Annotated in this window: 23 protein-coding genes; 7 read left to right on the top strand and 16 right to left on the bottom strand. The window is 67.4% G+C overall.

The features are described from left to right. The first annotated feature begins 7 nt into the window (after positions 1 to 7). Positions 8 to 6922: a DUF4347 domain-containing protein gene (locus tag IM543_12625; protein ID QOY92475.1), complete on the top strand. Its 6915-nt coding sequence runs from the start codon at positions 8 to 10 to the stop codon at positions 6920 to 6922. Positions 6923 to 6926: 4 nt separating this feature from the next. Here the strand turns inward: IM543_12625 and IM543_12620 are convergent, their stop codons facing one another. Next, the gene (locus IM543_12620) at positions 6927 to 7427 is read right to left on the bottom strand and encodes a GNAT family N-acetyltransferase (GenBank protein ID QOY92474.1); all 501 of its coding nucleotides are present in this window, start codon (positions 7425 to 7427) and stop codon (positions 6927 to 6929) included. 147 nt (positions 7428 to 7574) lie between these two features. On the opposite strand from IM543_12620, the gene IM543_12615 reads away from it, so the two are divergent. Together IM543_12615 and IM543_12610 are read left to right on the top strand one after the other, a co-directional pair. Further along, a complete protein-coding gene (locus tag IM543_12615) occupies positions 7575 to 9557 on the top strand; it encodes a U32 family peptidase (GenBank protein QOY92473.1) in 1983 nt (660 codons plus the stop codon). 155 nt (positions 9558 to 9712) lie between these two features. Then, positions 9713 to 10969, top strand: a complete 1257-nt coding sequence (locus IM543_12610) for a PEP-CTERM sorting domain-containing protein (protein ID QOY92472.1) — start codon at positions 9713 to 9715, stop codon at positions 10967 to 10969. Positions 10970 to 11065: 96 nt separating this feature from the next. Here the strand turns inward: IM543_12610 and wrbA are convergent, their stop codons facing one another. The 12 genes from wrbA to mltG form a co-directional block, all read right to left on the bottom strand. Next, a complete protein-coding gene (wrbA, locus tag IM543_12605) occupies positions 11066 to 11665 on the bottom strand; it encodes an NAD(P)H:quinone oxidoreductase (GenBank protein QOY92471.1) in 600 nt (199 codons plus the stop codon). 217 nt (positions 11666 to 11882) lie between these two features. Further along, a complete protein-coding gene (lpxO, locus tag IM543_12600) occupies positions 11883 to 12782 on the bottom strand; it encodes a lipid A hydroxylase LpxO (protein QOY92470.1) in 900 nt (299 codons plus the stop codon). Between the two features lie 186 nt (positions 12783 to 12968). Continuing rightward, positions 12969 to 13196: a hypothetical protein gene (locus IM543_12595; protein QOY92469.1), complete on the bottom strand. Its 228-nt coding sequence runs from the start codon at positions 13194 to 13196 to the stop codon at positions 12969 to 12971. Between the two features lie 122 nt (positions 13197 to 13318). Beyond that, entirely contained in the window at positions 13319 to 13519 is a 201-nt protein-coding gene (locus tag IM543_12590) for a hypothetical protein (protein QOY92468.1), read from the bottom strand. A gap of 192 nt (positions 13520 to 13711) precedes the next feature. After that, a complete protein-coding gene (locus tag IM543_12585; protein ID QOY92467.1) occupies positions 13712 to 14626 on the bottom strand; it encodes a methyltransferase domain-containing protein in 915 nt (304 codons plus the stop codon). 134 nt (positions 14627 to 14760) lie between these two features. Further along, positions 14761 to 15435 (bottom strand): ankyrin repeat domain-containing protein, encoded by a 675-nt coding sequence (locus IM543_12580; protein QOY92466.1) that lies wholly within the window; start codon positions 15433 to 15435, stop codon positions 14761 to 14763. Between the two features lie 3 nt (positions 15436 to 15438). Beyond that, entirely contained in the window at positions 15439 to 16221 is a 783-nt protein-coding gene (locus IM543_12575) for a TatD family hydrolase (protein QOY92465.1), read from the bottom strand. 62 nt (positions 16222 to 16283) lie between these two features. Continuing rightward, a complete protein-coding gene (locus IM543_12570) occupies positions 16284 to 16802 on the bottom strand; it encodes an N-acetyltransferase (GenBank protein QOY92464.1) in 519 nt (172 codons plus the stop codon). Between the two features lie 53 nt (positions 16803 to 16855). Then, positions 16856 to 17233 carry a PilZ domain-containing protein gene (locus tag IM543_12565; GenBank protein QOY92463.1) on the bottom strand — a complete coding sequence of 126 codons (378 nt, stop codon included), beginning with the start codon at positions 17231 to 17233 and terminating at the stop codon, positions 16856 to 16858. A gap of 10 nt (positions 17234 to 17243) precedes the next feature. Beyond that, on the bottom strand, positions 17244 to 18269 hold the full coding sequence (locus tag IM543_12560; protein QOY92462.1) for a DNA polymerase III subunit delta': 1026 nt from the start codon (positions 18267 to 18269) through the stop codon (positions 17244 to 17246). Next, positions 18266 to 18895 (bottom strand): dTMP kinase, encoded by a 630-nt coding sequence (locus IM543_12555; protein ID QOY92461.1) that lies wholly within the window; start codon positions 18893 to 18895, stop codon positions 18266 to 18268. Before IM543_12555 ends, IM543_12560 begins: the two co-directional genes overlap by 4 nt. Beyond that, entirely contained in the window at positions 18892 to 19890 is a 999-nt protein-coding gene (mltG, locus tag IM543_12550; protein QOY92460.1) for an endolytic transglycosylase MltG, read from the bottom strand. Before mltG ends, IM543_12555 begins: the two co-directional genes overlap by 4 nt. A gap of 137 nt (positions 19891 to 20027) precedes the next feature. On the opposite strand from mltG, the gene IM543_12545 reads away from it, so the two are divergent. From IM543_12545 to IM543_12535, 3 genes are read left to right on the top strand one after another with little or no spacing between them, the layout of a single operon-like run. Next, on the top strand, positions 20028 to 21122 hold the full coding sequence (locus tag IM543_12545; GenBank protein ID QOY92459.1) for a folate-binding protein YgfZ: 1095 nt from the start codon (positions 20028 to 20030) through the stop codon (positions 21120 to 21122). Positions 21123 to 21124: 2 nt separating this feature from the next. Further along, positions 21125 to 21415 carry a DUF4936 family protein gene (locus tag IM543_12540; GenBank protein QOY92458.1) on the top strand — a complete coding sequence of 97 codons (291 nt, stop codon included), beginning with the start codon at positions 21125 to 21127 and terminating at the stop codon, positions 21413 to 21415. After that, complete coding sequence (locus tag IM543_12535; GenBank protein QOY92457.1) at positions 21406 to 22164, top strand: NRDE family protein; 759 nt, start codon at positions 21406 to 21408, stop codon at positions 22162 to 22164. Before IM543_12540 ends, IM543_12535 begins: the two co-directional genes overlap by 10 nt. Positions 22165 to 22246: 82 nt before the next feature. Here the strand turns inward: IM543_12535 and IM543_12530 are convergent, their stop codons facing one another. Genes IM543_12530 through IM543_12520 form a run of 3 tightly spaced genes read right to left on the bottom strand, consistent with a single transcriptional unit; the run spans position 22247 to position 24292 of the window. Beyond that, complete coding sequence (locus IM543_12530; protein ID QOY92456.1) at positions 22247 to 23155, bottom strand: SDR family oxidoreductase; 909 nt, start codon at positions 23153 to 23155, stop codon at positions 22247 to 22249. A 23-nt stretch (positions 23156 to 23178) separates the two neighbouring features. After that, entirely contained in the window at positions 23179 to 23961 is a 783-nt protein-coding gene (locus IM543_12525) for an SDR family oxidoreductase (GenBank protein ID QOY92455.1), read from the bottom strand. A 28-nt stretch (positions 23962 to 23989) separates the two neighbouring features. Then, positions 23990 to 24292 carry a Dabb family protein gene (locus IM543_12520; GenBank protein ID QOY92454.1) on the bottom strand — a complete coding sequence of 101 codons (303 nt, stop codon included), beginning with the start codon at positions 24290 to 24292 and terminating at the stop codon, positions 23990 to 23992. 342 nt (positions 24293 to 24634) lie between these two features. On the opposite strand from IM543_12520, the gene IM543_12515 reads away from it, so the two are divergent. After that, on the top strand, positions 24635 to 26317 hold the full coding sequence (locus tag IM543_12515; GenBank protein ID QOY96658.1) for an MHS family MFS transporter: 1683 nt from the start codon (positions 24635 to 24637) through the stop codon (positions 26315 to 26317). The last annotated feature ends 66 nt before the right edge of the window (positions 26318 to 26383 follow it).

The raw sequence follows: 26383 nt of genomic DNA, 5'->3' as shown, positions 1-26383 counted from the left end.
CGAGCCAATGTCGCCCCTCCTCTTCCCAGCCGATCCGCAAGTCCTGCCGCAGAGTACGGCGCCGCGGGCGATCGTATTTATCGAGGCTGACGTTCACGACTATCAAACCCTGCTGGCCGGGCTGGCGCCGGACACCGAAGTCCACCTCCTGGGCGCCGGTGAAGATGGCCTGGCCCGAATGGCCCAGGTGCTCGAGGGGCGCAGTGGCATCGATGCCCTGCACATCGTGTCTCATGGCAGCGAAGGTATGGTTTCCCTCGGCACGCTGCAGCTGAATACGGAGGTGCTGGCGGCCCGCGCCGGCGAGCTGGCGACGATCCGCGCCGCGCTCGCGCCGGACGCCGATATCCTGCTCTACGGCTGCGCCGTCGGCGCCGGCACGGACGGTGCCGCCTTCGTCGCCGAACTGGCGCGGGCCAGCGGCGCCGACGTCGCGGCATCGACCGATGCAACGGGCTCCGTCGTCTTGGGCGGCAACTGGGTGCTCGAGCGGACGACCGGGAGCATCGGATCCTACGGCCCGTTTTCAAGCAGCGCGCTGCGCGATTACAGCAACTTGCTGGCCCCGAGCGGCACCGCGAACGGCACCTATGATTTCAGTGACACCATCGGCGCATTCAATTCCGGTGGCTCCGGCTTCGTGAAGATCGGCGACAAATTCGTCATCTCCAACGGCATCGCACGCGATCCGGGGGACACAGCGATCTGGTTCGACTCAGGTCCAGGCGTCGCTAGCGCCAGCATGGTCATCAAGGCCGAGGGAGGCGCGGTCGCCAAGACCTTCAGCTTCCAGGACCTGACGCTATCCTTGTACGAGTGGCAAAACAACGTATCAAGCTCCGCGCTCAATGCACTGCAGATCATTACCAAGGATACCCTAGGCATCCCGATTTCCACGTACACGATGCCAGGCCCCTATTCGCCCGGGACCACCACGCCGTTCAAGGCGAGTATGCTGCTGAACGGGGGGGCTGCCTTCTCCGACAACAACGTAGCCTCCATTACGATCAATTGGACCATCGGCGTCAACCCGGACTATTCGAACAACCCCGGCAGCGCTGAAGCATGGAACCTGCTGTTCGAGAGCATCACGATCGCCAACGTCAGCGCCACGCTGCCACCTGCTCCACCAAGCGCGCCCGACCTGGCGCCCCTCGACGACAGCGGCACCCTCACAAGCGACAACATCACCAACGCCACCCTGTTGTCCTTCAGCGGCACCAGCGCGCCGGCCGACAACGGCGGCACGGTGCGCGTCTTCCTCGACAAGAACAACAATGGCGTCTACGATGCCGGCACCGACCCCACCGGTTCCGCCACCACCGGCAACGGCGCCTGGACCGTGAGCGGCATCGATGCCGCGAGCCTCAGCGACGGCGTGTACCAGGCCTACGCCCAGGTCAGCAACGGCGGACAAACCAGCGCGGTCGGCACTGCGCTCAACGTCACGATCGACCGCAGCTCGCCTGCCGTGGCCATCACCAGCGACAAGAGCACCCTCAAGGCCGGCGAAACCGCGACCATCACCTTCACCTTCAGCGAAGACCCGGGCGCGACCTTCACCTGGAACGGCGGCAGCGGCGACGTGATCGTCAGCGGCGGCACGCTGAGCGCCATCTCGGGCACCGGCCTGACGCGCAGCGCCACCTTCACGCCCACCAACGGCGTCAACGGCGGCACGGCCAGCATCGGCGTCTCGGCCGGCAGCTACGCCGACCTGGCCGGTAACATCGGCGGCTCCGGCAGCGCGCCGTCGATCGGTTTCGACACCCTGGCGCCGGCAGTCAACTCGATCGTCCGCGCCAACGCCACGCCGAGCAAGGCCAGCGCTGTGCAGTACACCGTCACCTTCGACAGCAGCGTCAGCGGCGTGGACGCCGGCGACTTCCAGCTGACTACCACCGGAACCGCGGCCGGCAGCATTGGCTCGGTCAGCGGCAGCGGCAGCACCTACACCGTCACGGTCAACGGGATCTCCGGCGACGGCACCATGAGACTCGACCTGAAGAGCAGCGCCACCGGTATCGTCGACGCGGGCGGCAACGCCGCGGGCGGGTATACCGGCGGCCAAGCCTACACCTTCGACCATACTGCCCCGGCCGTCAATTCGGTGGCGGTGCCGGCATCGGCCACCTACCGGACCGGCCAGAACCTGGACTTCACGGTCAACTTCAACGAGACGGTGGTGGTCGACACGGCTGGCGGGACGCCGGCGCTCGCGCTCACACTCGACACCGGCGGGACGGTACAGGCGTTCTACGTGGGTGGCTCGGGCAGCACCGCGCTGAGCTTCCGCTATACGGTCGCGAGCGGCCAGGCGGACAACAACGGTGTCGCCCTCGGCGCCAGCATCGCGCTGGGCGGCGCCACCATCAGGGACGCAGCGGGCAACGACGTCGCGACGGCGCTCAACAACGTCGGCTCGACGTCGGGAGTGCTGGTTGCTGCGCTGGCGCCGACAGTCAGCGCCATCGAGCGGGCCGGACAGGCGCTCACCCAGGCCACCAGCGTCGACTACACCGTCACCTTCTCGGAAAGCGTCACCGGCGTCGATGCGAGCGACTTTACCCTCACGGGCAGCGGCGTAAGCGGCTCGATCGCCGGCGTCAGCGGCAGCGGCAGCACCTATACCGTCACCGTCGACAACATCAGCGGCGACGGCCCCCTGCGCCTCGACCTGAATCCCAGCGGCACCGGTATCGTCAACGCCAGCAGCCAGGGCGTCTCCGGCGGCTTCACGGCCGGCCAGTCGTACACGATCGACCAAACCGCCCCGCTGCTCGCCACTGCGATCTCGATCTCCGACACGGGCCTCAAGATCGGCGACGGCGCCACCCTCACCTTCGTCTTCACCGAGGCGGTGACCGGCTTCACCAGCGCCGACGTCACCGTTCCCAACGGCACGCTGTCGAACCTGGCGTCAAACGACGGCGGCATCACCTGGACCGCGACCCTGACGCCTGCGGCCGGCGTGAATGACAGCAGCAACCTGCTGACCCTGAACTACGGCGGCATCGCCGACCTGGCCGGCAATGCAGGCAGCGGCACGGCCGACAGCGGCAACTACGCCGTCGACACCGTGCGCCCGAGCCTGGCCTCGAGCATCGCGATCTCCGACACCGTGCTCGCCATCGGCGGCAGCGCCACCGTGAGTTTCCACTTCACCGAGGCGGTGACCGGCTTCACCGCCGCCGACGTCAGCGTGGCCAACGGCACGCTTTCAAGCCTGGCCTCGAGCGACGGCGGCGTCACCTGGACCGCGACCCTGACGCCCGCCGCCGGCACCAGCGACACCAGCAATGTCCTGACCCTGAACTATGGCGGCATCGCCGACCTGGCGGGCAACACCGGCAGCGGCAGCGTCGACAGCGGCAGCTACAGCGTCGACACCGTGCGCCCGAGCCTGGCATCGCCCATTGCGATCTCCGACACCACGCTGACCATCGGCGAGAGCGCCACCGTCAGCTTCAGCTTCACCGAAGCAGTGAGCGGCTTCACGGTCGACGACGTGAGCGTCCCCAACGGCAGCCTGTCCAACCTGGCCTCGAGCGACGGTGGCCGCAACTGGACCGCTACTTTGCAGCCCGCCTCCGGCGCCAGCAGCGCCAGCAACGTACTGACCCTGGACTATGCCGGCATCGCCGACCTGGCCGGCAATGCCGGCAGCGGCAGCGCCAGCAGCGGCAACTACGCGGTCCAGACCACGGTGCCGGTGCTGGCCGCGCCGATCACGATCTCCGACACTGCGCTCAAGGCCGGCGACAGCGCCACCGTCAGCTTCGTCTTCAACGAAGCGGTCACCGGATTCACGGTCGCCGACGTCAGCGTGCCGAGCGGCGCCCTGAGCGGTCTGAGTTCGATCGATGGCGGCGTCACCTGGACCGCGACCCTGAGCCCGGCGGCCGCTACCACCGCCGCCAGCAACGTACTGACCCTGGACACCAGCGGCATCGCCAACCTGGCCGGCAATGCCGGCAGCGGCACGGTCGACAGCGGCAATTACGCGGTCGACACCGTCCGCCCAAGCCTGGCCTCGTCCATCGCCACCTCCGACACCGCGCTCAAGCTCGGCGACACCGCCGCCGTCACCTTCACCTTCACGGAAGCGGTGACGGGCTTCACCGTGGACGACGTGAGCGTCCCCAACGGCACCCTGTCGAACCTGAGCTCGATCGATGGCGGCCTGACCTGGACCGCGACCCTGCTGCCCACCGCCGGCGCCAGCGGCGCCGCCAACGCGCTTACCCTCGACTACGCGGGCATTGCCGATCTGGCCGGCAATGCCGGCATGGGCACGGCCGACAGCGCCAACTACAGCGTCGACACCGTGCGCCCGGCCCTGGGTTCCGGCATCACGATCTCCGACACCGCCCTGCGGATCGGCGAGAGCGCCACCGTCACTTTCAGCTTCACCGAAGCGGTCGCCGGCTTCACCACGGACGACGTGAGCGTCCCCAACGGCAGCCTCTCGAACCTGGCCTCGAACGACGGCGGCATCACCTGGACCGCGACCCTGCTGCCCACCGCCGGCGCCAGCAGTGCCGCCGACATGCTGACCCTGGACTACGCCGGCATCGCCGATCTGGCCGGCAATGCCGGCAGCGGCAGCGTCGATAGCGCCACCTACGCGGTCGACACGCTCGCCCCGACCGCGACGGTGACGCTGTCGGACAACGACCTGCGCGCCGGCGAAACCGCGCTGGTCACCGTGCGTTTCAACGAGGCCGTGAGCGGATTCGGCAACGCGGCGGTGAGCGCCGGCAACGGCAGCCTGGACGCCTTCGCCAGCAGCGATGGGGGCCTCAGCTGGAGCGCGCGCTTCACCCCGGCCGCCGACACCACGGCCCCCGCCAACGTCGTCACGGTCAGCCTGGCGGGCGTCGTGGACGCGGCCGGCAACCCCGGCGCCGGCAGCGTGGCGTCGGCCTCGTACGCGGTCAGGACCGCGCCGCCGCAGAAACCGCCCACCTCCAGCACCGTCGACGGTGTGATGGTGGTGTCCCAGCCCGGACCGGTCGATCCGGCCACGGGGGTGGCCGGCAGCACGCTGACGGTACCGGTGATTACCGCGAACCGCCCGGACGACCCGAACTCCGCCCACGGCAACCTGGCCGACATCCCGCTGGGGCTGGGCGGCCCCGACGGGGCGCGCACCGAGCTGCTGGTGAGCCTGCCGACCGGCACCGGCATGCAGGTCGAGGGGCCGGCCGCCCTGCTCGACAACAGCCAGGCGCTGATCGACCTGATCCACCGCATCGAGAGCAAGACCGCGGTGGGGTCGAGCGTGCAGGCCGAGATGAGCGGTCAGGGAAGCGGTTTCCTGCGCAGCCTGGCCCCGAACACCCTGCTGGAGAGCAAGACCGTGGTGCTCATGGCGCAGGCCGGGTCGGGCACGCCGCACACCATCCTCATCAACGGTGGTTCCACCACGCCCGTGGACGGCGGCAGCAATGCCACCGCCATCGGCCTGGTGCTCGACGCCAGTGCGCTGCCCGGCGGCAGCGTGCTGCAACTGAACAACGTCGACTTTGCCGCCGTCATCGGCGCCGCCACCCTGCGCGGCGGCGCCGGCCGAAACTACGTGGTTGGCGACGACGCCCGCCAGAACATCCTGCTGGGCGCGGATGACGACGTGCTCATGGGCGGCGGCGGTGACGACCTCATCGGCAGCGCCGGCGGCAACGACCGGCTCGACGGCGGCGACGGCGCCGACATCGTGGTCGGCGGCATCGGCGGCGACAGCCTGGCCGGCGGCGCCGGCGACGACCTGCTGCAAGGCGGGCGCAGCAGCCAGGGGGGCTGGCAGTTCTACCTCGACGCCACCGGCACCCTGAAGGCGCAGCACGACACCGCGCTGTTCGCGCCGGGACAGACAGAGTCGGTGACGCTCGCCGAGCTCGACGGCTCGGCCGAAGGCCTGTCCTTCCTGGCGGCCGACAAGGCGATGCTGTCCTCGCTGTCGCTGCTGTACCATGCCGCCTTCGGCCGCGCGCCGGACCTGGCCGGCCTGGCCTACTGGGCCGGCGGCAGCGCCGACCTCGGCGTCATTGCGCAGCTGCTCCTGCAATCGGCCGAATGGCGCAACACCAGCGGCGCCGCGTTGAGCGATGCGGCCTTCGTCGAGGCCCTGTACCAGAACGCCTTCGGGCGCGCACCGGACAGCGCCGGCCAGGACTACTGGAGCGCGCAACTGGCCGGCGGCGCCGCTGCTGCGGCCATGAGCCGTGCCGAGGTGATGCAGGCCTTCGCCCAGAGCGCCGAGCACGCGCTGGCATGGAATACGGCGGACGGCTACCTGATCGGCACCGGCTCGGTGGGGCTGGAGAACGGCTGGATCGCCGGCAGCGGCGACGACCGGCTCGAGGGCGGGGCCGGCAGCGACGTGCTGGTGGGCGGCGACGGCGTCGATACCGCCGTCTATGCGGGCACGATGTCCGACTACCGTTTCATCATCGACAGCGCCGGCCATCTGAAAGTGGACAGCAAGGCCAACGGCGACGTGGACGCGTTGTTCGGCATCGAGCGCGGCGCTTTCGGCGACGGCGAACTGGACCTGGGTTTCCTGCAGGGCAACCTGGCCCAGCTCACCCGGCTCGGCCTGCTGTACCAGGCGGTGCTCGACCGCGCGGGCGACCTCGGCGGTTTCCAGTGGTGGCTGGCCAGGGACCTCGGCGGCGACCAACTGGTGCACGACTTCACCCAGACGGCCGAGTTCAAGTCGCGCTACGACGGCGTCGACGATGCCGCCTTCGTCAAGGCGCTGTACGACAACTCGGGGCTGGGCGCGGGGGCCGCCGGCGGCCAGGCTTACTGGGAAGCCTACCTGGCATCGCACACCCGCGCCGAGCTGATCGGACAGTGGCTGCAAACCGGCGAGGTGGCCAACGCCCAGTTCGCGGGCCATGGCCTGTGGCTGGTCTGAGCGCCTACACCGCCCGGCCCGCGGCCGGCGCCCGCCAGCGCAGCTGCAGGCTGAAGGCGTCTTCGGTGTCGACGCCGAAGCCCAGCGCCGCATACAGCCGGCGCGCGCCGGCATTGTCCTTGCGCACCGCGAGCGTCAGGTCGCGGCCGTCCTGCGCCGCCTGCCGCTGCAGCCGGCGCAGCGCCTCGCCCGCCACGCCGCGCCCGCGCGCCGGCGGCAGCACCGCGATATCGACCACCCGCAGCGCGCCGGCCACGGCCGCCGTCACCAGGCGGCCGACCGGCTCGCCGTCCAGGGCCAGCACCTGGTAGCGGGCCTCGGGATAGCTGTTGCGATAGCCGGCCGCCTGCATCTGCTGCTGCATTGCAATCAATCCATCGATATAGCGCGGGTCGGCGACCAGACCCAGCAGGTCGTCGCGGGTGGAGCGGTACAACGCCAGGAAGAAAGCCTGGTCGGCCGGCTCGGCGGGACGCAGTTGCAGCGGAACGGCAGAAGGGTTCATGGCGGAACGATCGATGATGTTGTCGGACAGTATATCCGCACAGTCCATCCGCACACCCGCCCGCCGGGCCGGCCCTGTCTTGCGATCGCGAATGACTTAACGCCTTGATTTGGCTATAATTTCGCCCTTCGCATCCAGGAAATCGCCATGTCTCTGCTCGCCCACCAGCTCGAACTGCTGTCGCCCGCCAAAACCGCCGAGATCGGCCGCGAGGCGATCCTCCATGGGGCCGACGCGGTCTATATCGGTGGCCCGGCCTTCGGCGCGCGCCACAATGCCAGCAACCCGCTGGAAGACATTGCGTCCCTGGTGGAATTTGCCCACCGCTATCGTGCGCGCATCTTCGTGACCATGAACACGATCATGCACGACAGCGAACTCGAACTGGCGCGGGAGCAGATCTGGCAGCTGTACGAGGCCGGCGTGGACGCGCTGATCATCCAGGACATGGGCCTGCTGGAGATGGACCTGCCGCCGATCCAGCTGCATGCCAGTACCCAATGCGACATCCGCACCGCGGAGAAGGCGAAGTTCCTGGGCGATGTCGGCTTTTCGCAACTGGTGCTGGCGCGCGAACTCACGGTCGAGCAGATTCGCAAGATCAAGAGCGAAGTGGACACCCCGCTCGAATACTTCGTGCACGGCGCGCTGTGCGTGGCCTTCTCGGGCCAGTGCTTCATCTCGCACGCCGACACCGGCCGCAGCGCCAACCGCGGCGACTGCTCGCAGGCCTGCCGCCTGCCCTACACCCTGAGCGACGGCCAGGGCCGCGTGGTCGCCTACGAAAAGCACCTGCTGTCGATGAAGGACAACGACCAGAGCCGCAACCTGGAAGCCCTGGTCGATGCCGGCATCCGCTCGTTCAAGATCGAAGGCCGCTACAAGGACATGGGCTACGTGAAGAACATCACCGCCCACTACCGCCTGCTGCTGGACGAACTGCTCGAGCGCCGCCCGGAATTCGCGCGCGCCTCGAGCGGCGCCACCCGCGTGCTGTTCACGCCGGACGTGGACAAGAACTTCCACCGCGGCCACACCGACTATTTCGCGCTCGGCCGCCAGGACGACATCGGCGCCTTCGACTCGCCCAAGTACATCGGCGTCGAACTGGGTACGGTGACCCGCATCGGCCCGGACTTCATCGAACTCGCCACCAATGCCGCCATGGCCAACGGCGACGGCCTGAACTACATGAACAAGCGCGAGACGGTCGGCATCCAGGCCAACACCGCCGAGAAGCTGGGCGACGACCAGCATGACCCGGAGCGTGGCCAGCGCTGGCGCGTGTTCCCCAACGAGATGATCAAGACCCTGGCCGGCCTGAAGGTCGGCACCATCGTCCACCGCAACCGCGACCACCACTGGGAATCGGCGCTGAACAAGAAGTCCTCGGAGCGCAGGGTACGCGTCGACCTGCTGCTGGCCGAACAGCCGGACGGCCTGGTTCTTGGCATGCGCGACGAGGACGGCATCGAGACGTCCACCTGCGCCGCGATCGCCCTGCAGCCGGCCCAGCAGGGGGCCCAGGCGGAAAGCGCGCTGCGCACCAGCATCGCCAAGCTCGGCAACACCATGTTCGAGGCCGGCAGCGTGGAACTGCAGCTGTCCCAGCCGTGGTTCGTGCCGTCGAGCGCGGTCAACGCGCTGCGCCGCGATGCCGTCGCCGCCCACGAGGCGGCGCGTCTGGCGAGCTGGGAACGCCCCGGCCGCAAGCCGCCGAGCACACCGCCGGCGCTCTACCCGGAGCAGCAGCTGAGCTACCTGGCCAACGTCTACAACGAGCAGGCCCGCGCCTTCTATCACAAGCACGGCGTCCAGCTGATCGACGCGGCCTACGAGGCCCACGAAGAAGCGGGCGAGGTGTCGCTGATGATCACCAAGCATTGCCTGCGCTTCTCGTTCAACCTGTGCCCGAAGCAGGCCAAGGGGGTACAGGGCGTGCAGGGCCAGGTCAAGGCCGAGCCGATGACCCTGGTCAGCGGCAACGAGCGTTATACCCTGCGCTTCGACTGCAAGCCATGCGAGATGCACGTGGTGGGCGCAATGAAGGAAAACATCCTCAAGCAGCCGCCGCCCTCGGCGGTGCCGTACAGCCCGCTGGTCTTCCACAAGCAGCGCCCGCGTGCCTGAAATGTGACCAAACGCTTGGGGGTGGCAAGCCGGATTCATCGCCGGCGCGCGTCGATTAGCGTGTCTGCAACACTTGGGCCATTTTCCGCTAAAGAAATATAGATTTATTATTGGAAATGGCCTAGTCTGTAGGACTTATCCTACCAAACTGATCCATGGACCGCAGCTACCCTTACAGCCGGCGAATCGCCTCGCGCGCGCGCCAACGCAAGCGCATGGCCATCATGGCGCTCGTCGCGCTGGCCGCTGCGAGTACGCTGTCGCTGTCCCTGTGGACACCGGATCCGGTGTCCGCCGCGGCCTCGCTGTCGGCCACCCCTTCGGCGTCCGATGTCCAGTCCAATGACGGGGCCAATGCAGGCCGGCCGGGCGCCCTGCGCCGCATCTATCCCTACTCGGTGATCCCCGGCGGCGTCACCGGCGGCACCGACCTGGCGCGGGTGATGCGAAGCGACCGTGTGGTCGCCATGCACTACGCCGGCTTCGATGTCGCCAGGGCCCGTCCGGTCGTGGTGGCGAAGCCGCGCGCGGTGCATGTCTCCTACCGCAAGGGCGACCAGGTCTACTGGACCGCCCGCAAGCACATGCTGGCCGAAGGCGAGACCCTGTTGACCGACGGCCGCAACGAAATGCGGACCCGCTGCGCCAACCGCATCTCGGACGTGCCGCGGTATCCGGTGGAAGCACACCAGCCCACGATGGAAGAGCTCGACAACCCGGTCGAGGTGGACGAGGCGGCGCAATACGCGCTGGTCTCGGACTGGCTTCCAGACAACGACGAACTTCCCGGCGATGCCGGCGCGCGGGTCGCGGTGCTCGGCAACGGCGGGGGCGCCAGCGCAGCGCGCGCCGACACGCCGGCGCCACGCACGGCCGACCTGGGCCGCTTGCGCACTGCCGGACTGATCGCCTCGACGAGCAGCCTGGGCACGCGCCCGTCGCCGCCCGCATCGTCTGCGACGCCGCCGACGTCCCCTGGGGAGTCCGCCGCGGCGCCCGAGGGCGCGCCTGGGCCGCAGGGCAGCGGCAGCGCTTCCGGCTCAACTGCGCCGGAGGCCGGCCTGGCCGACCCCGCGGTCGTTCCCGCCGAGGGCAGCGACGGCCCGCCCGCCACCGCGCCGCTGGAGCCGGACCCGGCGCTGTTGCCGACCACGTCGCCAGGCGATGCACAGCAATCCGGCGGCGGCGGCACCGAGGCGCCCCCGCCCGTTGATGCGGCTCCGCCGGCTCCCCTGCCTGGGCCCGACACGCAAGCCTTGACCCCGCCGCCGCCGCTGCTCCCGGTGCCGCCGCAGGGCGGTACCGAAGCGAGCGACGCGCCGGCCGCGCCCATCCCCGAGCCGGGCAGCATCTGGCTGGCCGGCACCGGGCTGGCGCTGTTGGCCGCCCTGCGCCGCCGGCGCTTGCCCTAGGGGCTGTCTGACTCTTGCCGGGCACGGCACCGCGAATGTTCGTCGGGCCATGCCGGGAATGTCCTTGTCACGACAATGTAGTCAGGCAGATTGGCCCTAGCCGAACAACTTGTTGGCGGTGCGTGCGATCAGCTCGCCCTGGTGGCGCGCGCCGCCCAGTTCGATCTCGCTGGGCTGGCGCTGGCCCTGGCCGCCGGCGATGGTGGAAGCGCCGTAGGGGCTGCCGCCCACGATCTCGTCGAGCGTCATCTGGCCCGCATAGCTGTACGGCAGACCGACCACGGTCATGCCGAAGTGCAGCAGGTTGGTGATGATCGAGAACAGGGTCGTCTCCTGGCCGCCGTGCTGGGTCGCGGAGGACGTGAAGGCGCCGCCGACCTTGCCGTTGAGGGCGCCGCGCGCCCACAGCCCGCCGGTCTGGTCGAGGAAGGCCGCCATCTGGGCCGGCACCCGGCCGTAGCGGGTGGGCGCGCCGATGATGATGGCGTCGTAGTCCGGCAATTCGTCCACCGTGGCGATCGGCGCGTCCTGCTGCAGCTTGTAGTGGGCGTTCTTCGCGACTTCTTCGGGCACCGTTTCCGGCACCCGCTTCAGGTCCACCGTCGCGCCGGCCGCACGCGCGCCTTCGGCGACCGCCTTGGCCATCTGTTCGATATGGCCGTAGCTCGAGTAGTACAACACCAGGACTTTCGACATGCCTTCCTCCCTGTAATGATGGTTGAAGGCCCTATTCTGCTGCGATCCGCGAACAGGCGGCACGCGCCAGCCGCGCGGCGCCGTGAACCGGGTCTGCGCCCTGCGGCCAGGTCAGGAAGAATGGAGTATGCGCCGCTGGACTGAGCATGGCGCAAACAAGGGACGGCCTGCGGCGCCGGCGTCCGCGCCGAGGTGCTCGCGCTGCGCTATCGCCCGCTCAGATCCAGTAGATGAAGGCGGCCAGCCCGATCACCAGGGCCACCCGGGTGATGTTATAGGCGGTCTTGTTCCAGGCCTTGAAGCGGCGGCGGTACTGGCCCAAGTAGTAGGAGATGCGGAACAGCTTGCTGACCAGTCCGACCTGGTCGCCGCTCTCGTTGGGCGAGGCGGCGGCGGTCATCACGGTGCGGCCGAACCAGCGGTTGAACGCACCCATCCAGCGGTAGCGCATCGGCCGTTCGACGTCGCAGAACAGGATCACGCGGTCGCTCTCGCTGCCGTTGATGGCCCAGTGGATGAAGGTTTCGTCGAAGATCACGCCCTGGCCGTCGCGCCAACTGTGGCGCTCGCCGTCGACCTCGATGAAGCAGCGGTCGTCGTTGGGCGTGGCCAGGCCCAGGTGGTAACGCATCGAACCGGCGAAGGGATCGCGGTGCGGGTTCAGCTTGCCGCCCGGCGGCAGTTCGGCGAACATCGCGGCCTTGACCGAGGGAATCGACTGCAGCAGCGCATAGGTCTGCGGGCACAGGCGCTCGGCCGAAGGATGGCTGGCGTCATACCACTTCAGGTAGAAGCGCTTCCAGCCGTTCTTGAAGAAGGAATTGAAGCCGGCATCGTCGTTCTGCTCGGCCGCCTTGATCTTCTTGAGGGCCAGCAGGTTCTCTGCCTCGGCGCGGATGATCGGCCAGTTCTCTTGCAGGCGCGCCAGTTCGGGGAACTCGCTTACTGGAATGAAGGGCGTCGCCGGCACCCGCGAGAACTTGTGCATGAAGATATTAATCGGCGCCATGAACGACGAGTGGTCGAACAACTGGCGACGGAAAGGCAGGCGCACGCGGCCGCGGAAGTGAATGTGCAGGATCGACAGGAAATAAAAACCGACCACGACCCATTTCATTGCGACCTCCGTCCTTGCTGGCTTGCCTGATAAGGGACGCAGGATACCACAAGGACCTCGCGGCCGTGACGGGCCGGGTCGTAATTCTGGGAAACTATGTTGCGCCGGCAACTTCAAGGCGAAGCGCCGGCGCTGGACTACTCAGGGAGCCGGGCCAGCGGCCGGGCTGTCGGGAAACGCAAACGCTCAGTGCTGGACCGACGTGATCGCATACCCCTTTTCGCTGATCTGCCCGGCCACGTTCTCGAGGTCGTAATCCTCGATCTGGTCGGCGTCGTCCGCCACCTCGATGGCGCGGACTTCGATTTCCCAGTCGGTGTTGGTGGCTTCTTCAGGGATGTTGCGTGCTTCCGGCACGGCCAGGTAGGACAGCTTGCCGTCGTTTTCTGGTCTGCGGTAAATATCCAGGCGCATAGTCGTTTCCTCAAAGTCAAAACCCGCTTTCCCGATGAAAGCGGGCAGTTCCACAGTAGAAGATCGAAACGCTGCCGTCTGTTAATTGGCCCACACTGAGCCAGACACTGCGGCCGCTGGACTCAGCGTCCGGGCGATGCCCCGAGCACCCGCGCCGGCAGCATCACGATGGCGCGCAGCAGCTCGAACACGGCCTCGACGCCGACGCCGAGCAGCCGGAAAGGCAGCAGCAGCAGCCAGACCAGCGGGTACAGCACCAGGGCCAGCAGGGCAATGGGCCAGCACAGGAACAGCAGCAGCAACCATAGCAGGAAACCTAACATTGTTCTCGCTCCTTTGGGTTGGACGGGGCAGGAGCACTGTAGGGGAACGGGAGCGACGCGACAATCCGTCTGCGACAGACGGGGTAAACGGCGGGCTGGATGGGGAAATACGGCAGCTGAATGGCGAGCCGGAGCGTGGCCGCCGAGCGGGCCGCAGCCGGCCGACGAGGCGTCGGCCGGCTGTGTCATGGATCAGGCGAAGGCAGCCACCTGCTCCGTCACGCGCTGCTTGACGGCTTGCGCGCGCAGCGCGGCCTGCAGCGAGGGAATCGACCCGCCGGCACGGTACTGGAAGGCCACATGCACCAGGTCGCCTGCTTCCACCTTGAGCGGCTGGGCCAGCGGCAGCGTCATGTAGTGGTTGAGCCAGTCGATGGTGTTCGACTCTTCCTGCACGATGGCCAGGACATTCTTGGTGATGAAACGCATCGCATTGAGGGTGCCGCTCTTCTCCATCACGATGCCGCCTTCCCAGGCGAACACATTGTCGACCGGTTGGCTGAAATCGATCAGGCTGTACACCGCCGGCTGGCCCAGCTCGACCGTCCCCGGATAGACCACGCCGGTCTCCTGGAACTGCACGATCGGCGCATGGAAGCCTTCGAAATCGTATTCCTGCTCGATCGGCTGGGCCGCCATGATCACCGCCTCGGGCAGGAACACCGGCAGCGGGCCGCCGAACCTGGCCAGGTAGCGGCGCTTGAAGGATTCGATCACCTCGACCTGCTTTTCGCGCAGCATGGCAACGTGGATCATCTCGCAGATGACCACGTCGACCGGCTCCGGCGGCAGGTAGTCGAACGCGTCGGCATGGATCACCTCGACCTTGTGGCCGTTTGGATTGATCGCCAGGAACTTGCGCGCCTCGCGCACCATGTCGGGGTTGAACTCGACGCAATACACCTTGGCGGCCTGTTGCGCCGCGAAGAAGGACAGGACGCCGGTGCCGCCGCCCAGCTCGAGGACCTTGGCGCCGGGCTTGACCGCGTAATGGATGGCGGACTTGAAGCTGTGCATCCGGTTCTGGTCCATCAGCATGTTGTGATGGTAGTGCACTGGGATGAACTGCCCCAGGTAGCAGCTTTCGATTTCGCGTTCGTTCAGCATGGGTGGCCTGTCTTTCTTCATGGTCGTTGTACCGTGAAGGCATTATGGCCAAACACGCATGCCGGCGATGCGCCGAGCTGCGGGGTGTTTACCGGTTAGTTCTCAACGGAAATGCAACATGACGCGGGAACAGCTCAGCGTTTGAATCCGGCAATCGCCGCCGCGATGTCGGCGCGGCCGGCGCGCTCCGCCACCTGGGCCGCGGTGAGCCCCTCGGTGTTCCTGGGCGCCGGGTCGGCGCCCGCCTCCAGCAGCAGGCGCACCATGGCCGGCTGGCCCTCGCGCGCCGCCATCATCAGCGGCGTGTAGGCGCCGCTGGCGCGCGGCGAGGCGGCGTCCAGCCTGGCCTGGCGCGCGATCAGCAGGCGCGCGATGTCTTCGCTGCCGCCGGCGGCGGCATAGTGCAGCGGCGTCCAGCCGGCGCGATTCACCTGCGCGCCCTTGGCCAGCAGGGCCTCGGCCGCGCGCCGGTTGTTCTTGAAGGCCGCCATCATCAGGGCCGTATTGCCGTTCATGGCCTGCGCGTCGAGCGCGATGCCGGGCTGGGCCAGCAAGACGTCGAACACGCGCATTGCGCCTTCGCGCACCGCCAGCACCAGCGCCGGCTCGCCGCCGACCGGATTGACCGCGTTGGCGTCGACCTCCTTGCCGACCATGTCCCGCACCGCCGCGACGTTATCGAGCTGCACCGCGCGGAAGAAGGACGCGATCTGTGCGGGCGTCGCCGCTGCCGCTGCCGCTGCCATTGTGCAGCTGAGTGCTGCTGCCAGCAGACAAGTCTTGATGACGGCGCGGCGCGATCGGATCATGGCTCAGGCCCTGGCGGTATTGAAGAGCGTGAAGAAATTCTCGCTGGTCTGCGCCGCGACCTCGCGCAGCGACACGCCCTTGAGCTTGGCGATGAATTCCCCCACGTGGGCGACGTAGCCCGGCTCGTTCATCCTGCCGCGGAAGGGCACCGGCGCCAGGTAGGGCGAATCGGTCTCGATCAGCATGCGCTCCAGCGGCACCGCCCTGGCCACTTCCTGCAGTTCCTTGGCGCTCTTGAAGGTCACGATCCCCGAGAAGGAAATATAGAAGCCCTGCGCCATGGCGGCCTGGGCCACCTCCAGCGATTCGGTGAAACAGTGCATCACCCCGGCCACGCCGCCCTGCTCGGGGCCGGCGCCCTCTTCCCGCATGATGCGGATGGTGTCGGCGCTGGCGGCGCGGGTGTGGATGATCAGGGGTTTGCGGGTCTCGCGCGAGGCGCGGATATGGGTGCGGAAGCGCTCGCGCTGCCATTCGAGGTCGCCCTCGAGGCGGTAGTAGTCCAGGCCGGTCTCGCCGATGGCGACGATCTTCGGATGATTGGCCAGCTCGACCAGCTGCTGCACGCTCGGTTCAGGCGTGTCTTCGTAGTCGGGATGGACGCCGACCGAAGCGAAGATGTGCGGATGCTGTTCGGCCAGCGCCAGCACCTGGGGAAAGTCGGGCAGGTCGACCGAGACGCACAGCGCGTGCGTCACCTTGTTCTCGGCCATCTTGGCCAGGATCTCGGGCATCCGGGCAGCCAGCTCCGGGAAATTAATGTGGCAGTGGGAATCGATAAACATGCCGCTATTGTACCCGCAGGGCGGTATTCCGATTGCCGGCGCCCCGCCACCGGCGCCTGGCCTCAGGCCACCCGCCTGCCCAGGATAATCAGATCCCGCTCGATCCCGTCCAGGTTCGCCACCCGCGGGAAATGCGCCCATTTTTCGAAGCCGTACTTGCCGAACAGCGCCAGGCTGGGCGCGTTATGGCCGAAGATGAAGCCCAGCAGCGTGTGCACGTCCACCTTGGGCGCGTGCGCCATCGCCAGCTCCAGGCAGTAGCGGCCGAGGCCCTGGCCGCGCGCGCTTTCCGCGATATAGATCGACACCTCGGCCGTGCCGGAATAGGCCGGGCGGCCGTAGAAATTGGAATAGGACAGCCAGCCCAGCACTGCCGGTTGCGCGCTGCCGTCCTCGGCGGCGTGGATCACCCACAGCGGCCGGCGCTCCGGCGTATGGTCGGCAAACCATTGCTCGCGCGATTCCACCGTGATCGGCGTGGTGTCGGCGGTGACTTCGCGCGAGGCGATGGTGGAATTATAGATGTCGACAATGACGGGCAGATCGGCGCGGGTGGCCAGGCGGTGGACGTAGGACGGCATAGGAATGTAAGCGCTGCTGCTGGTCGACACCAGCGAAAAGTGAAAAGAGGGTATTACAGGGTGTGCGTGGCGCGTGCCGAGCGCAGCGCCGCGCCGAGGATTTCCTCGATGCGCAGCTTGGCGCGCTGCCCGGTTTCGTCCGCCGGAAAATGCACGCCGATGCCCTGCGCCTTGTTGTTGTTGGCGCCGGCCGGGGTGATCCAGGCCACCTTGCCGGCGATCGGGTATTTATTGGGGTCGTCCATCAGCGACAGGATCAGGTAGATCTCGTCGCCGATCTTGTAGGGCTTGGCGGTCGGCACGAACATGCCGCCGTTCTTCAGGAAAGGCATGTAGGCCGCGTACAGCGCGGCCTTTTCCTTGATCGCCAGCGACAGTACGGATGGCCGCGGCGCCTGCGGGGCGTTCGGCTCGACGGGGGTGGCGTTCATCGGATTCCTTTCATGCACAGCATGAAGTGTACTCAAGCAACATATCTTCGACAAACAATTTTGCCGACAAGGGGTGGTCCGCCACGGCGCGGCGTTCGCTGGCGGCCTTGACGGCCCGGTTCAGGCTGCCGGTAGCTACCCGGGCGGCCAGGGCCGCCAGCTGCTTCTGGTAGCGCGGGTAATAGCGTATCTTGCCAGACAATTTCATCGAAAACAGGTCGTACAGCCAGCGCTGCTGCCAGGCGACCAGGGCCGGCAGCGAGGCCTTGGCCAGCTTTTCCGCCGTGCGCAGGGCGCCGTCGACGCTGGGCGTGGACAGGAACTGCAGCAGCAGCTCCATGTCGTCGCGGCTGCCGGATTCCGCCTCGGCCAGCGCCGCCAGCGGGGCGCCGCCCTGCTCGCGCAGCCAGCTGTCGGCGTCGTGCACGCCTTGCGCCGCGAGCCAGGCCAGGGCCTCGTCGTGGGCCGGCATCGGCAGCGGAAACTTGCGGCAGCGCGACAGGATCGTCGGCAGCAGGCGGTCCAGGCTGTTCGAAGCCAGCAGGAACACAGTGCCCGGCGGCGGCTCTTCCAGGGTCTTGAGCAGCGCGTTCGAGGCCGGCATGTTGAGACTTTCCGCCGGATACAGCAGCACCACGCGCAGGCCCTGGCGGTGGGTCGAGATGTTCATGAAGTCGGCCAGCGCACGGACCTGTTCGATCTTGATCTCTTTCGACGGCGCCTTGCTCGACTTGCCCTTGGCGGCGGTCTCGCCACCGTCCTCGCCGTCTCCGCCCGGCTCGTCCTCCAGGACTTCCGGCCGCACGCGGCGGTAGTCCGGGTGGTTGTGCTGGACGAACCAGCCGCAGGAGGCGCAGGCGCCGCAGGCGTGGCCGTCGGGGCGCACGTTCTCGCACAGCAGTGCCTGGGCGAAGGCTTCCATGAAGCCGGCCTTGCCGATGCCGGCCGGGCCGTGGAACAGGATCGCGTGGGGCAGGCGCGCACGCATCCCCTGCAGGCGCTCCCAGGCGCCTTGCTGCCAGGGGTAGATCGTCACGACAAGGTCTCCAGCACGTCGGCCAGGTGGGCCTGGATGGCTTCGATGGTCCGGGTGGAATCGACCACCACGATCCGTTCAGGGAACTGCGCGGCGCGGCGCAGGTATTCGCGCCGGCATTTCTCGAAAAAGTCGGCCTGCTCGCGCTCGAACTTGTCGAGCGTGCGGGTGGCGTCCAGGCGCTGGCGCGCCACTTCCAGGGGGACGTCGAACAGCAGGGTCAGGTCCGGCTGCAGCCGCGGGTGCACCCACTGCTCGAGCGCTTCCAGCTTGGCGCGGTCGAGGCCGCGCCCACCGCTCTGGTAGGCGAAGCTGGCATCGGTGAAGCGGTCCGACAGCACCCAGTCGCCGCGCGCCAGGGCCGGCGCGATGCGCTGGGCGATGTGCTCGCGCCGGCTGGCGAACATCAGGAGGGCCTCGGTCTCCAGGTGCATCTTCTCGTGCAGCAACAGCTCGCGCAGCTTCTCGCCCAGCGGCGTGCCGCCCGGTTCGCGCGAGGACACCACGGTCTTGCCGCGCGCGGACAGGAAGTCGGCGACGAAGCCGATGTGGGTGGACTTGCCGGCGCCGTCGATGCCTTCGAAGGTGATGAATTTGCCCCTCACTTCAGTGCTGCCTTGCGTCATTGCTTGATCCGTCGCTGGTACTGGTTGACGGCCCGGTTGTGCTCGTTCAAGTTGTCGGAGAAATGGCTGCTGCCGTCGCCGCGCGAGACAAAATACAGGGCCTGGGTCTTGGCCGGCGCCAGCGCGGCCGACAACGACTGGATGCCCGGCAGCGAGATCGGGGTCGGCGGCAGGCCGGCGCGCATATAGGTGTTGTACGGCGTATCGGTCTGCAAGTCCTTCTTGCGGATGTCGCCGGCGAAGCGCTCGCCCATCCCGTAGATGACGGCCGGGTCGGTCTGCAGCATCATGCCGGTGCGCAGGCGGTTGACGAACACCCCGGCGATCATGTTGCGCTCGCTCTTCTGGCCGGTTTCCTTCTCGATGATCGAGGCCATGATCAGGGCTTCGTACGGCGTCTTGTAGGGCAGGCTCGGGTCGCGTCCTTCCCATGCGGCCTTCAGGTGGTTCAGCATGGCCTGGTGGGCCTGCTTGTAGATGGCCAGTTCCGACGAGCCCTTGGCGAACAGGTAGGTGTCCGGGAAGAACAGGCCTTCGGGCCTGGTGTACTCGGACGAGATCTTCTTCATCAGTTCTTCGTCCGACAGCTTCACGGTATCGTGACGCAGGCGATCGTGGGCGGCCAGGGCCGCGCGCATCTGGCGGAAGGTCCAGCCTTCGACGATGGTCACCGCTTCCTGGGCGAATTCGCCGCGCACCAGTTGGCTCAGCAGGCGGCGCGGCGAGGTATTCGGCTTGAGCTCGTAACTGCCGGCCTTGATCCGCGCGGCTTCGCCGGTCACGCGCGCCAGGATGTTGAACAGCTGCGGATTGAGCGGCACGCCGGCCTTGGTCATCTGCTGGGCGGCCGCGGCGACGCCGCTGCCCGGGTTGATGCTGAACTCGATCGGCGGGCCGTCGGTCGTCAGCGGGCGCTTGGCCCAATACGAGAAGCCGGCGACCGCGGTCACCGAAACGATGACGCCGGTGACCAGGAGTTTCTTGATGATTGCCATAGGTTGTTCTTTTGGTTTTCGCCGAGGGGTGGACCGTGGGTTTGCGCGCCCTCGGCGCGATTTTGCCGACATCTTTATAATGAGCCCGTAATGATAAAGCTTATTTGCAAGTTCAATTGCTAATACTAACTGGATTTATGCTTAACTGGACAGACACCCTTGCCTCGCTAGGCGCCCGCTTTCATGTCGACGAGGCCGCGCAGCTCAGTGGCGATGTCATGGACTTCGGCCGCGCCCTGAGCGCCGCCGAACTGACCGAGGGCTTCGTGGCCCCGGTCACCGACCTCGGCATCATTGCCGCCGAAGGCCCGGATGCCGCCGGTTTCCTGCACAATCAGCTGACCAACGACGTCGAGCATCTCGGCCGCAACGAGGCCCGGCTGGCCGGCTACTGCACCCCGAAGGGGCGCCTGCAGGCAACTTTCCTGGTCTGGCGCAGCGCCCAGGCCGAACCCGACACCGTCTACCTGCAACTGCCGCGCGCCATCCAGGCCCCGCTGCAGAAGCGCCTGAGCATGTTCGTCCTGCGCGCCAAGGCCAGGCTGCGCGACGCCACCGCCGAAGCACCGTTCGCGGCCGTGCTCGGACTGGGCGGCGCCAGGGCGGAAGCCGCGCTGCGCCGCCATGTCGCCACGCTGCCGGATACACCCTACGGCAAGGTCGAGTGCACGGTCGACGGCAAGACCGGCACGGTGATCCGTTTGTCGGACGTCTTCGGCGCCCCGCGCTACCTGTGGCTGACCGCGCCGGAAACCGCCGCGGCCGCCCTGCCCGTCCTGGCCGGCGAGCTGGCCCTGGGTGGCAACCAGGCCTGGCAGCTGGCGGCGATCCACGCCGGCGTGCCGCAGGTGACGGCCGCTACCCAGGAACAGTTCGTGCCGCAGATGATCAACCTCGAACTGCTGGGCGGCGTCAATTTCAAGAAGGGCTGCTACCCGGGCCAGGAAATCGTGGCGCGCAGCCAGTACCTGGGCAAGCTCAAGCGCCGCACGGCGCTGGCCACGGTCGCCAACCCGGCCGCCCGCGCCGGCGACGAGGTGTTTTCGATGCGCGATCCGGGGCAACCCTGCGGCATGGTGGTGAATGCCGCGGCAAACGGCCTCGGCGGCGCCGACCTGCTGGTCGAACTCAAGCTCGACGCCCTGGGCGACGACGTGCGCCATGGCGCCGCCGACGGCCCGGCCCTGGGCTTCCAGCACATGCCCTACCACCTCGACGCGATCGACGTCTGAGCATGATCGACCTGTACGTCTATTACAAGGTGCGCGACGGCGACGCCGCCCACCTCGCTGCCCGGGTGCGCGCCATGCAGGCGCAACTGCGGCTGCCTGCGCAACTCAAGCGCCGTCCGGAAGCACGCGAGGGCCTGCAGACCTGGATGGAAGTCTATCCGTCCGTCCCGGACGGCTTCGAGCGACTGGTCGAGCAGGCCGCGCTTGAAGCCGGCCTGGCCGAGCATATCGCGGGACCGCGCCGGTCCGAAGTGTTCACGGACCTGCCTACTGGACCCGACCTATGTGCCTGATCGTATTTGCCTGGCAAGTGCTGCCGGGCGTGCCCGTCATCGCCGCGGCCAACCGCGACGAATTCTACGACCGCCCGGCCATGCCGGCCGCCCCCTGGCCCGAACACCCGCACGTGATCGCCGGGCGTGACCTGCAGGGCGGCGGCAGCTGGATGGGCGTGAGCACCACTGGCCCGAACGGCCCGAGATTCGCGGCCCTGACGAATATCCGCGGCCCGGCCGAGCGGCGCGAAAACGCTCCCTCGCGCGGCGAGCTGGTGGCCGGCTTCCTCCTGGGCGCCTTCTGCGCCGACGACTACCTGCAAGAGGTGATCGCGCGCGGCGACGTCTACAACGGCTACAACCTGGTGCTGGGCGATCGCGATGCCCTGTACTGGTATTCGAACCGCGGCGGCGAGGATCCGCGCAACGGCCAGCCGCTCGAACCGGGCCGCATCTACGGCATCTCGAACGGCCTGCTCGACGCGCCCTGGCCCAAGGTGCTGCGCACCAAGGCCCAGTTCGCCAGCCTGCTGTGCCAGGGCGCACCGGAAGACGCCTACTTCGAAATGCTGGCCGACACCACCCGCGCGCCCGACCTGCGCCTGCCGGAAACCGGCATGCCGATCGAGGTCGAGCGCATGCTCTCGCCGGTCTGCATCGAGATGGAAGGCTACGGCACCCGCACCTCGACGGTGGTCAAGCTGTACAGCCAGGGCGAGCCGGAACTGCACGAGCGGGTGGTGCAGCCGGACAACAAGGCGGCCTGAGCACAAGCATCGGGACCGCCTTCCTTTGTACGGGAATCACATTCGCGCGCATCGGCCCGGGCGGCCCCGCGCTGGGGCGCAGCTACCTGCGTCCCTTGACCCCGGCCTTGAGCATCTCGGTCACCTGGGGCGTCGCCGCATACGGATCGGCCGGCGGATCGCCCTGCAGGATCGCGTCGAAGCGCTCGCCGACCGCGCCCAGCGCCTGCGGATGCGAATACAGGTAGAAGCGTCCTTCGCGGATGCCGTCGAAGGTGATCCGGGCCACGTCCCGTGCCGTTACCTTGCCCGACTCGACCGCCTTTTCGGACAGCATCTGCGCCGCCACCTGGCTCGGCGTCGTGCGCTCGTGGCTGGCCAGTTCGTCGGGGCGGTTGCGGTGCGACTGGGCGATCGCGGTCGGCACGAAATACGGGCACAGCACCGAGGCCGCGATCGGCGCGTCGACCAGCTTCAGGTCGTGGTACAGGGTTTCGGTGAGCGCCACCACCGCATGCTTGGAGACGTTGTAGACCCCCATCGCCGGCGGCGTGAGCAAGCCCGCCATCGAGGCCGTGTTGACGATATGGCCCTCGAAATCGGCATCGCGCCGGGCGCAGTCGAGCATCACGCGGGTGAACACCCGCACCCCATGGATCACGCCCCACAGGTTCACGCCGAGCACCCATTCCCAGTCCTGCTCCGAGTTCTCCCAGACCAGGCCGCCGCTGCCGACGCCGGCGTTGTTGAAGACCAGGTGCACGTGGCCGAAACGGGCGATCGCCGCATCGGCCAGCTCCTGCACGTGCGCGCCCTTGCTCACGTCGCACACCATGGCCAGCACCTCGGCGCCTTCGGCCAGCAACTCCTCGGCCGCGTGTTCGAGCGCCTTCGGCTGCACGTCGGCCAGCACCAGCTTCATGCCCAGGCCCGCCGCCGTGTTGGCGAACTCACGCCCCAGGCCACTGGCGGCGCCGGTGATGACGGCCACCTTGTCGCGAAAATCCTTCATCGATCTTTCTCCCCGTTCGTGGCTCAGACTGCCGACACGCCTCCGTCGACGGCCAGCGTCTGTCCTGTGATGTGCTTGCCGGCGCTCGATGCGAACAGCACCACCGCGCCCTTCAGGTCCTCGTCGTCGCCCAGGCGGTTCAGCGGCGCATCCTTGGCCAGGTTCTCGGCCCCGAACGCGCTGAGCACGCCCTTGGTCATCTTCGACGGGAAGAAGCCGGGCGCGATCGAGTTGACCGTGATGCCGTAACGGCCCCATTCGCCGGCCAGCGCGCGCGTGAAGTTCACGACCGCGCCCTTGGAGGTGTTGTAGGCGATGGTCTGCATGGTGCCCGGCGGATTGCCGGCCAGCCCCGCGATCGACGAGATGTTGATGATACGCCCATAGCGGCGCGGAATCATGGACAGTTTGCCGACCGCCTGGGCCACCAGGAAGATGCTGCGCACGTTCAGGTCCATCACCTTGTCCCAGGCTTCGAGCGGGTAGTCCTCGGCCGGAGCGCCCCAGCTGGCGCCGGCATTGTTGACCAGGATGTCCACCTGGCCCAGGCGCGCGATGGCCTCCTGCACGAAGGCCTGCACCTGCGCTTCGTCGGACAGGTCGGCGGCGATGCTGGACGCGTCGATGCCGCGCCCCCGCAGGTGGGCCACGGCCTCGTCGAGTTCTTCCTGCTTGCGCGAGGTGACGAGGACGCGGGCGCCCTGCTCGCCGAGCGCTTCGGCCATCTGCAGGCCGAGGCCGCGCGAGCCGCCGGTGACGATGGCGGTCCTGTCCTTGAGAGAAAAGAGTTCCTGGGTAGTGCGCATGCTGTGTCTCCGTATTGGGTGAAGCTTTTCAGATCTCGTAATCCATGCACTGGCGCCCTTCGCGCACCGCGCCGATGAAGGGCACCACCGCCTGGTGGGTCGGATGGTCGATATACGCCTGCAGCGCCGCCCGGTCCGCGAATTCGGCGTACAGCACCACGTCGTAGGTCGCTTCCAGCCCCGGCTGGGCCAGCATGACTTCGAAGCACAACTGGCCCGGCACGATCCGCGCGCACGCGTCCAGCCGGCGCTTCATCTCGCGCGCGTTGGTCGACTTGTCCGCGCCCTCGGCTTCCTCCTTGAGCTTCCACATCACGATATGCTTGATCATTGCGCTTCCCTTTCCTTGCCAAATAGACGACGTCGATCCTGTCCCCGGCGGGGGCCCGAGCGAGCATAGCACGATAAGTACGGTCGTTCGTAAATAATCTGACAAGCCCCCATGAAAGCGCTTGCGCAGCGCAGCAGGCGCGCCGCCAGAGTGACAACCCACCCGGCGCACGAGCGGCCGCGTGCCGGTGCGGCCTTGGGACGCTCATCTGTCAGCTCGGTGTAAGTTCCGAGTAATTATCGTGTAAGGAAAGCGGAACACACTCCGCGACAGCTGACAAACAATCAGCATTTCCGGACACACCAAAACTATACGGAGACCCACATGGCAATCACACCCGGCATGACCGCCGGAGGGAGCGCTGCACCTTCCTCCGCCGGCATCACCAAGGAAGAACGGAAAGTCATCTTCGCTTCTTCCCTCGGCACGGTATTCGAGTGGTACGACTTCTACCTGTACGGCTCGCTGGCCGCCATCATCGCCAAGCAGTTCTTCATCGGCGACCCCACCACCACCTTCATCTTCGCCCTGCTGGCCTTCGCCGCCGGCTTCATCGTGCGCCCCTTCGGCGCGCTGGTATTCGGCCGCCTGGGCGACATGATCGGCCGCAAGTACACCTTCCTGGTGACCATCCTGATCATGGGCGCCTCGACCTTCCTGGTCGGCCTGCTGCCGGGTCACGCGACCATCGGCATCGCGGCGCCCATCATCCTGGTGACACTGCGCATCCTGCAGGGCCTGGCGCTGGGCGGCGAGTACGGCGGCGCCGCGACCTACGTGGCCGAGCACGCGCCGCACGGCAAGCGCGGCTACTTCACGGCCTACATCCAGACCACCGCCACGCTCGGCCTGTTCCTGTCGCTGCTGGTGATCCTGGGCACCCGCACCGCCGTCGGCGAAGAAGAATTCCAGGCCTGGGGCTGGCGCATTCCCTTCCTGATCTCGGTGGTCCTGCTGGGCATCTCGGTCTGGATCCGGATGTCGATGAGCGAGTCGCCCGCTTTTGCCAAGATGAAGGCCGAGGGCAAGACCTCAAAGGCGCCGCTCACCGAATCCTTCCTGAAACCGCAGAACGCCAAGATCGTGTTGCTGGCGCTGATCGGCCTGACCATGGGCCAGGCCGTGGTGTGGTACACCGGCCAGTTCTATGCCCTGTTCTTCCTGACCCAGACCCTCAAGATCGACGGCGCCACCGCCAACATCCTGATTGCCATCGCGCTGGCGCTGGCGACCCCGTTCTTCCTGTTCTTCGGTGCGCTGTCCGACCGGATCGGCCGCAAGTGGATCATCCTGGGCGGCTGCATCATTGCGGCGGCGACCTACTTCCCGATCTTCAAGGCCATCACCCACTACGGCAACCCGGCCCTCGAGCGCGCCATCCAGACCGCGCCGGTCGTCGTGGTGGCCGACCCGGCCACCTGCCACTTCCAGGTGGACCCGACCGGCACCAGGAAATTCCCGTCCTCGTGCGACATCGCGACGCGCATGCTGACCGGCGCCTCGGTCAGCTATACCGTCCAGGAGGCGCCCGCCGGCACCCTCGCCACGGTCAAGGTCGGTGACCAGAGCTTCCAGTCCTTCAACGCCGCCATGACCGCGGACGGATTGAATTTCGATGCCGATTCCAAGGCGCGCGAGGAAGCACTGAAGAAGGACGTGGTCGGCTCGCTGAAGGCCGCCGGCTATCCGGAGAAGGCCGACCCGACAGCCATCAACAAGCCGATGCTGGTGCTCCTGCTGTTCATCCTGGTGCTCTACGTGACCATGGTGTACGGACCGATCGCCGCCATGCTGGTCGAGATGTTCCCGACCCGCATCCGCTACACCTCGATGTCGCTGCCCTACCATATCGGCAACGGCTGGTTCGGCGGCATGCTGCCGACGATCAGCTTCGCCCTGGTGGCCTTCAAGGGCGACATCTACTACGGCCTCTGGTATCCGATCATCATCGCCCTGGTCACGGCGGTCATCGGCGCCCTGTTCGTTCGTGAGACCAAGGACAACAACATCTACGCACACGATTGAGCATCGTTCGCCCCAATGAAAAATGCCGCTGGGAACAGCGGCATTTTTTTAGCGCCTAGAAGCGCG

This window comes from Massilia sp. UMI-21 (genome assembly GCA_015277795.1).
Classification (GTDB): Bacteria; Pseudomonadota; Gammaproteobacteria; order Burkholderiales; family Burkholderiaceae_D; genus Telluria.
The sequence above is the reverse complement of the archived record's forward strand: the minus strand, read 5'-3'. Positions and strand labels throughout refer to the sequence as shown.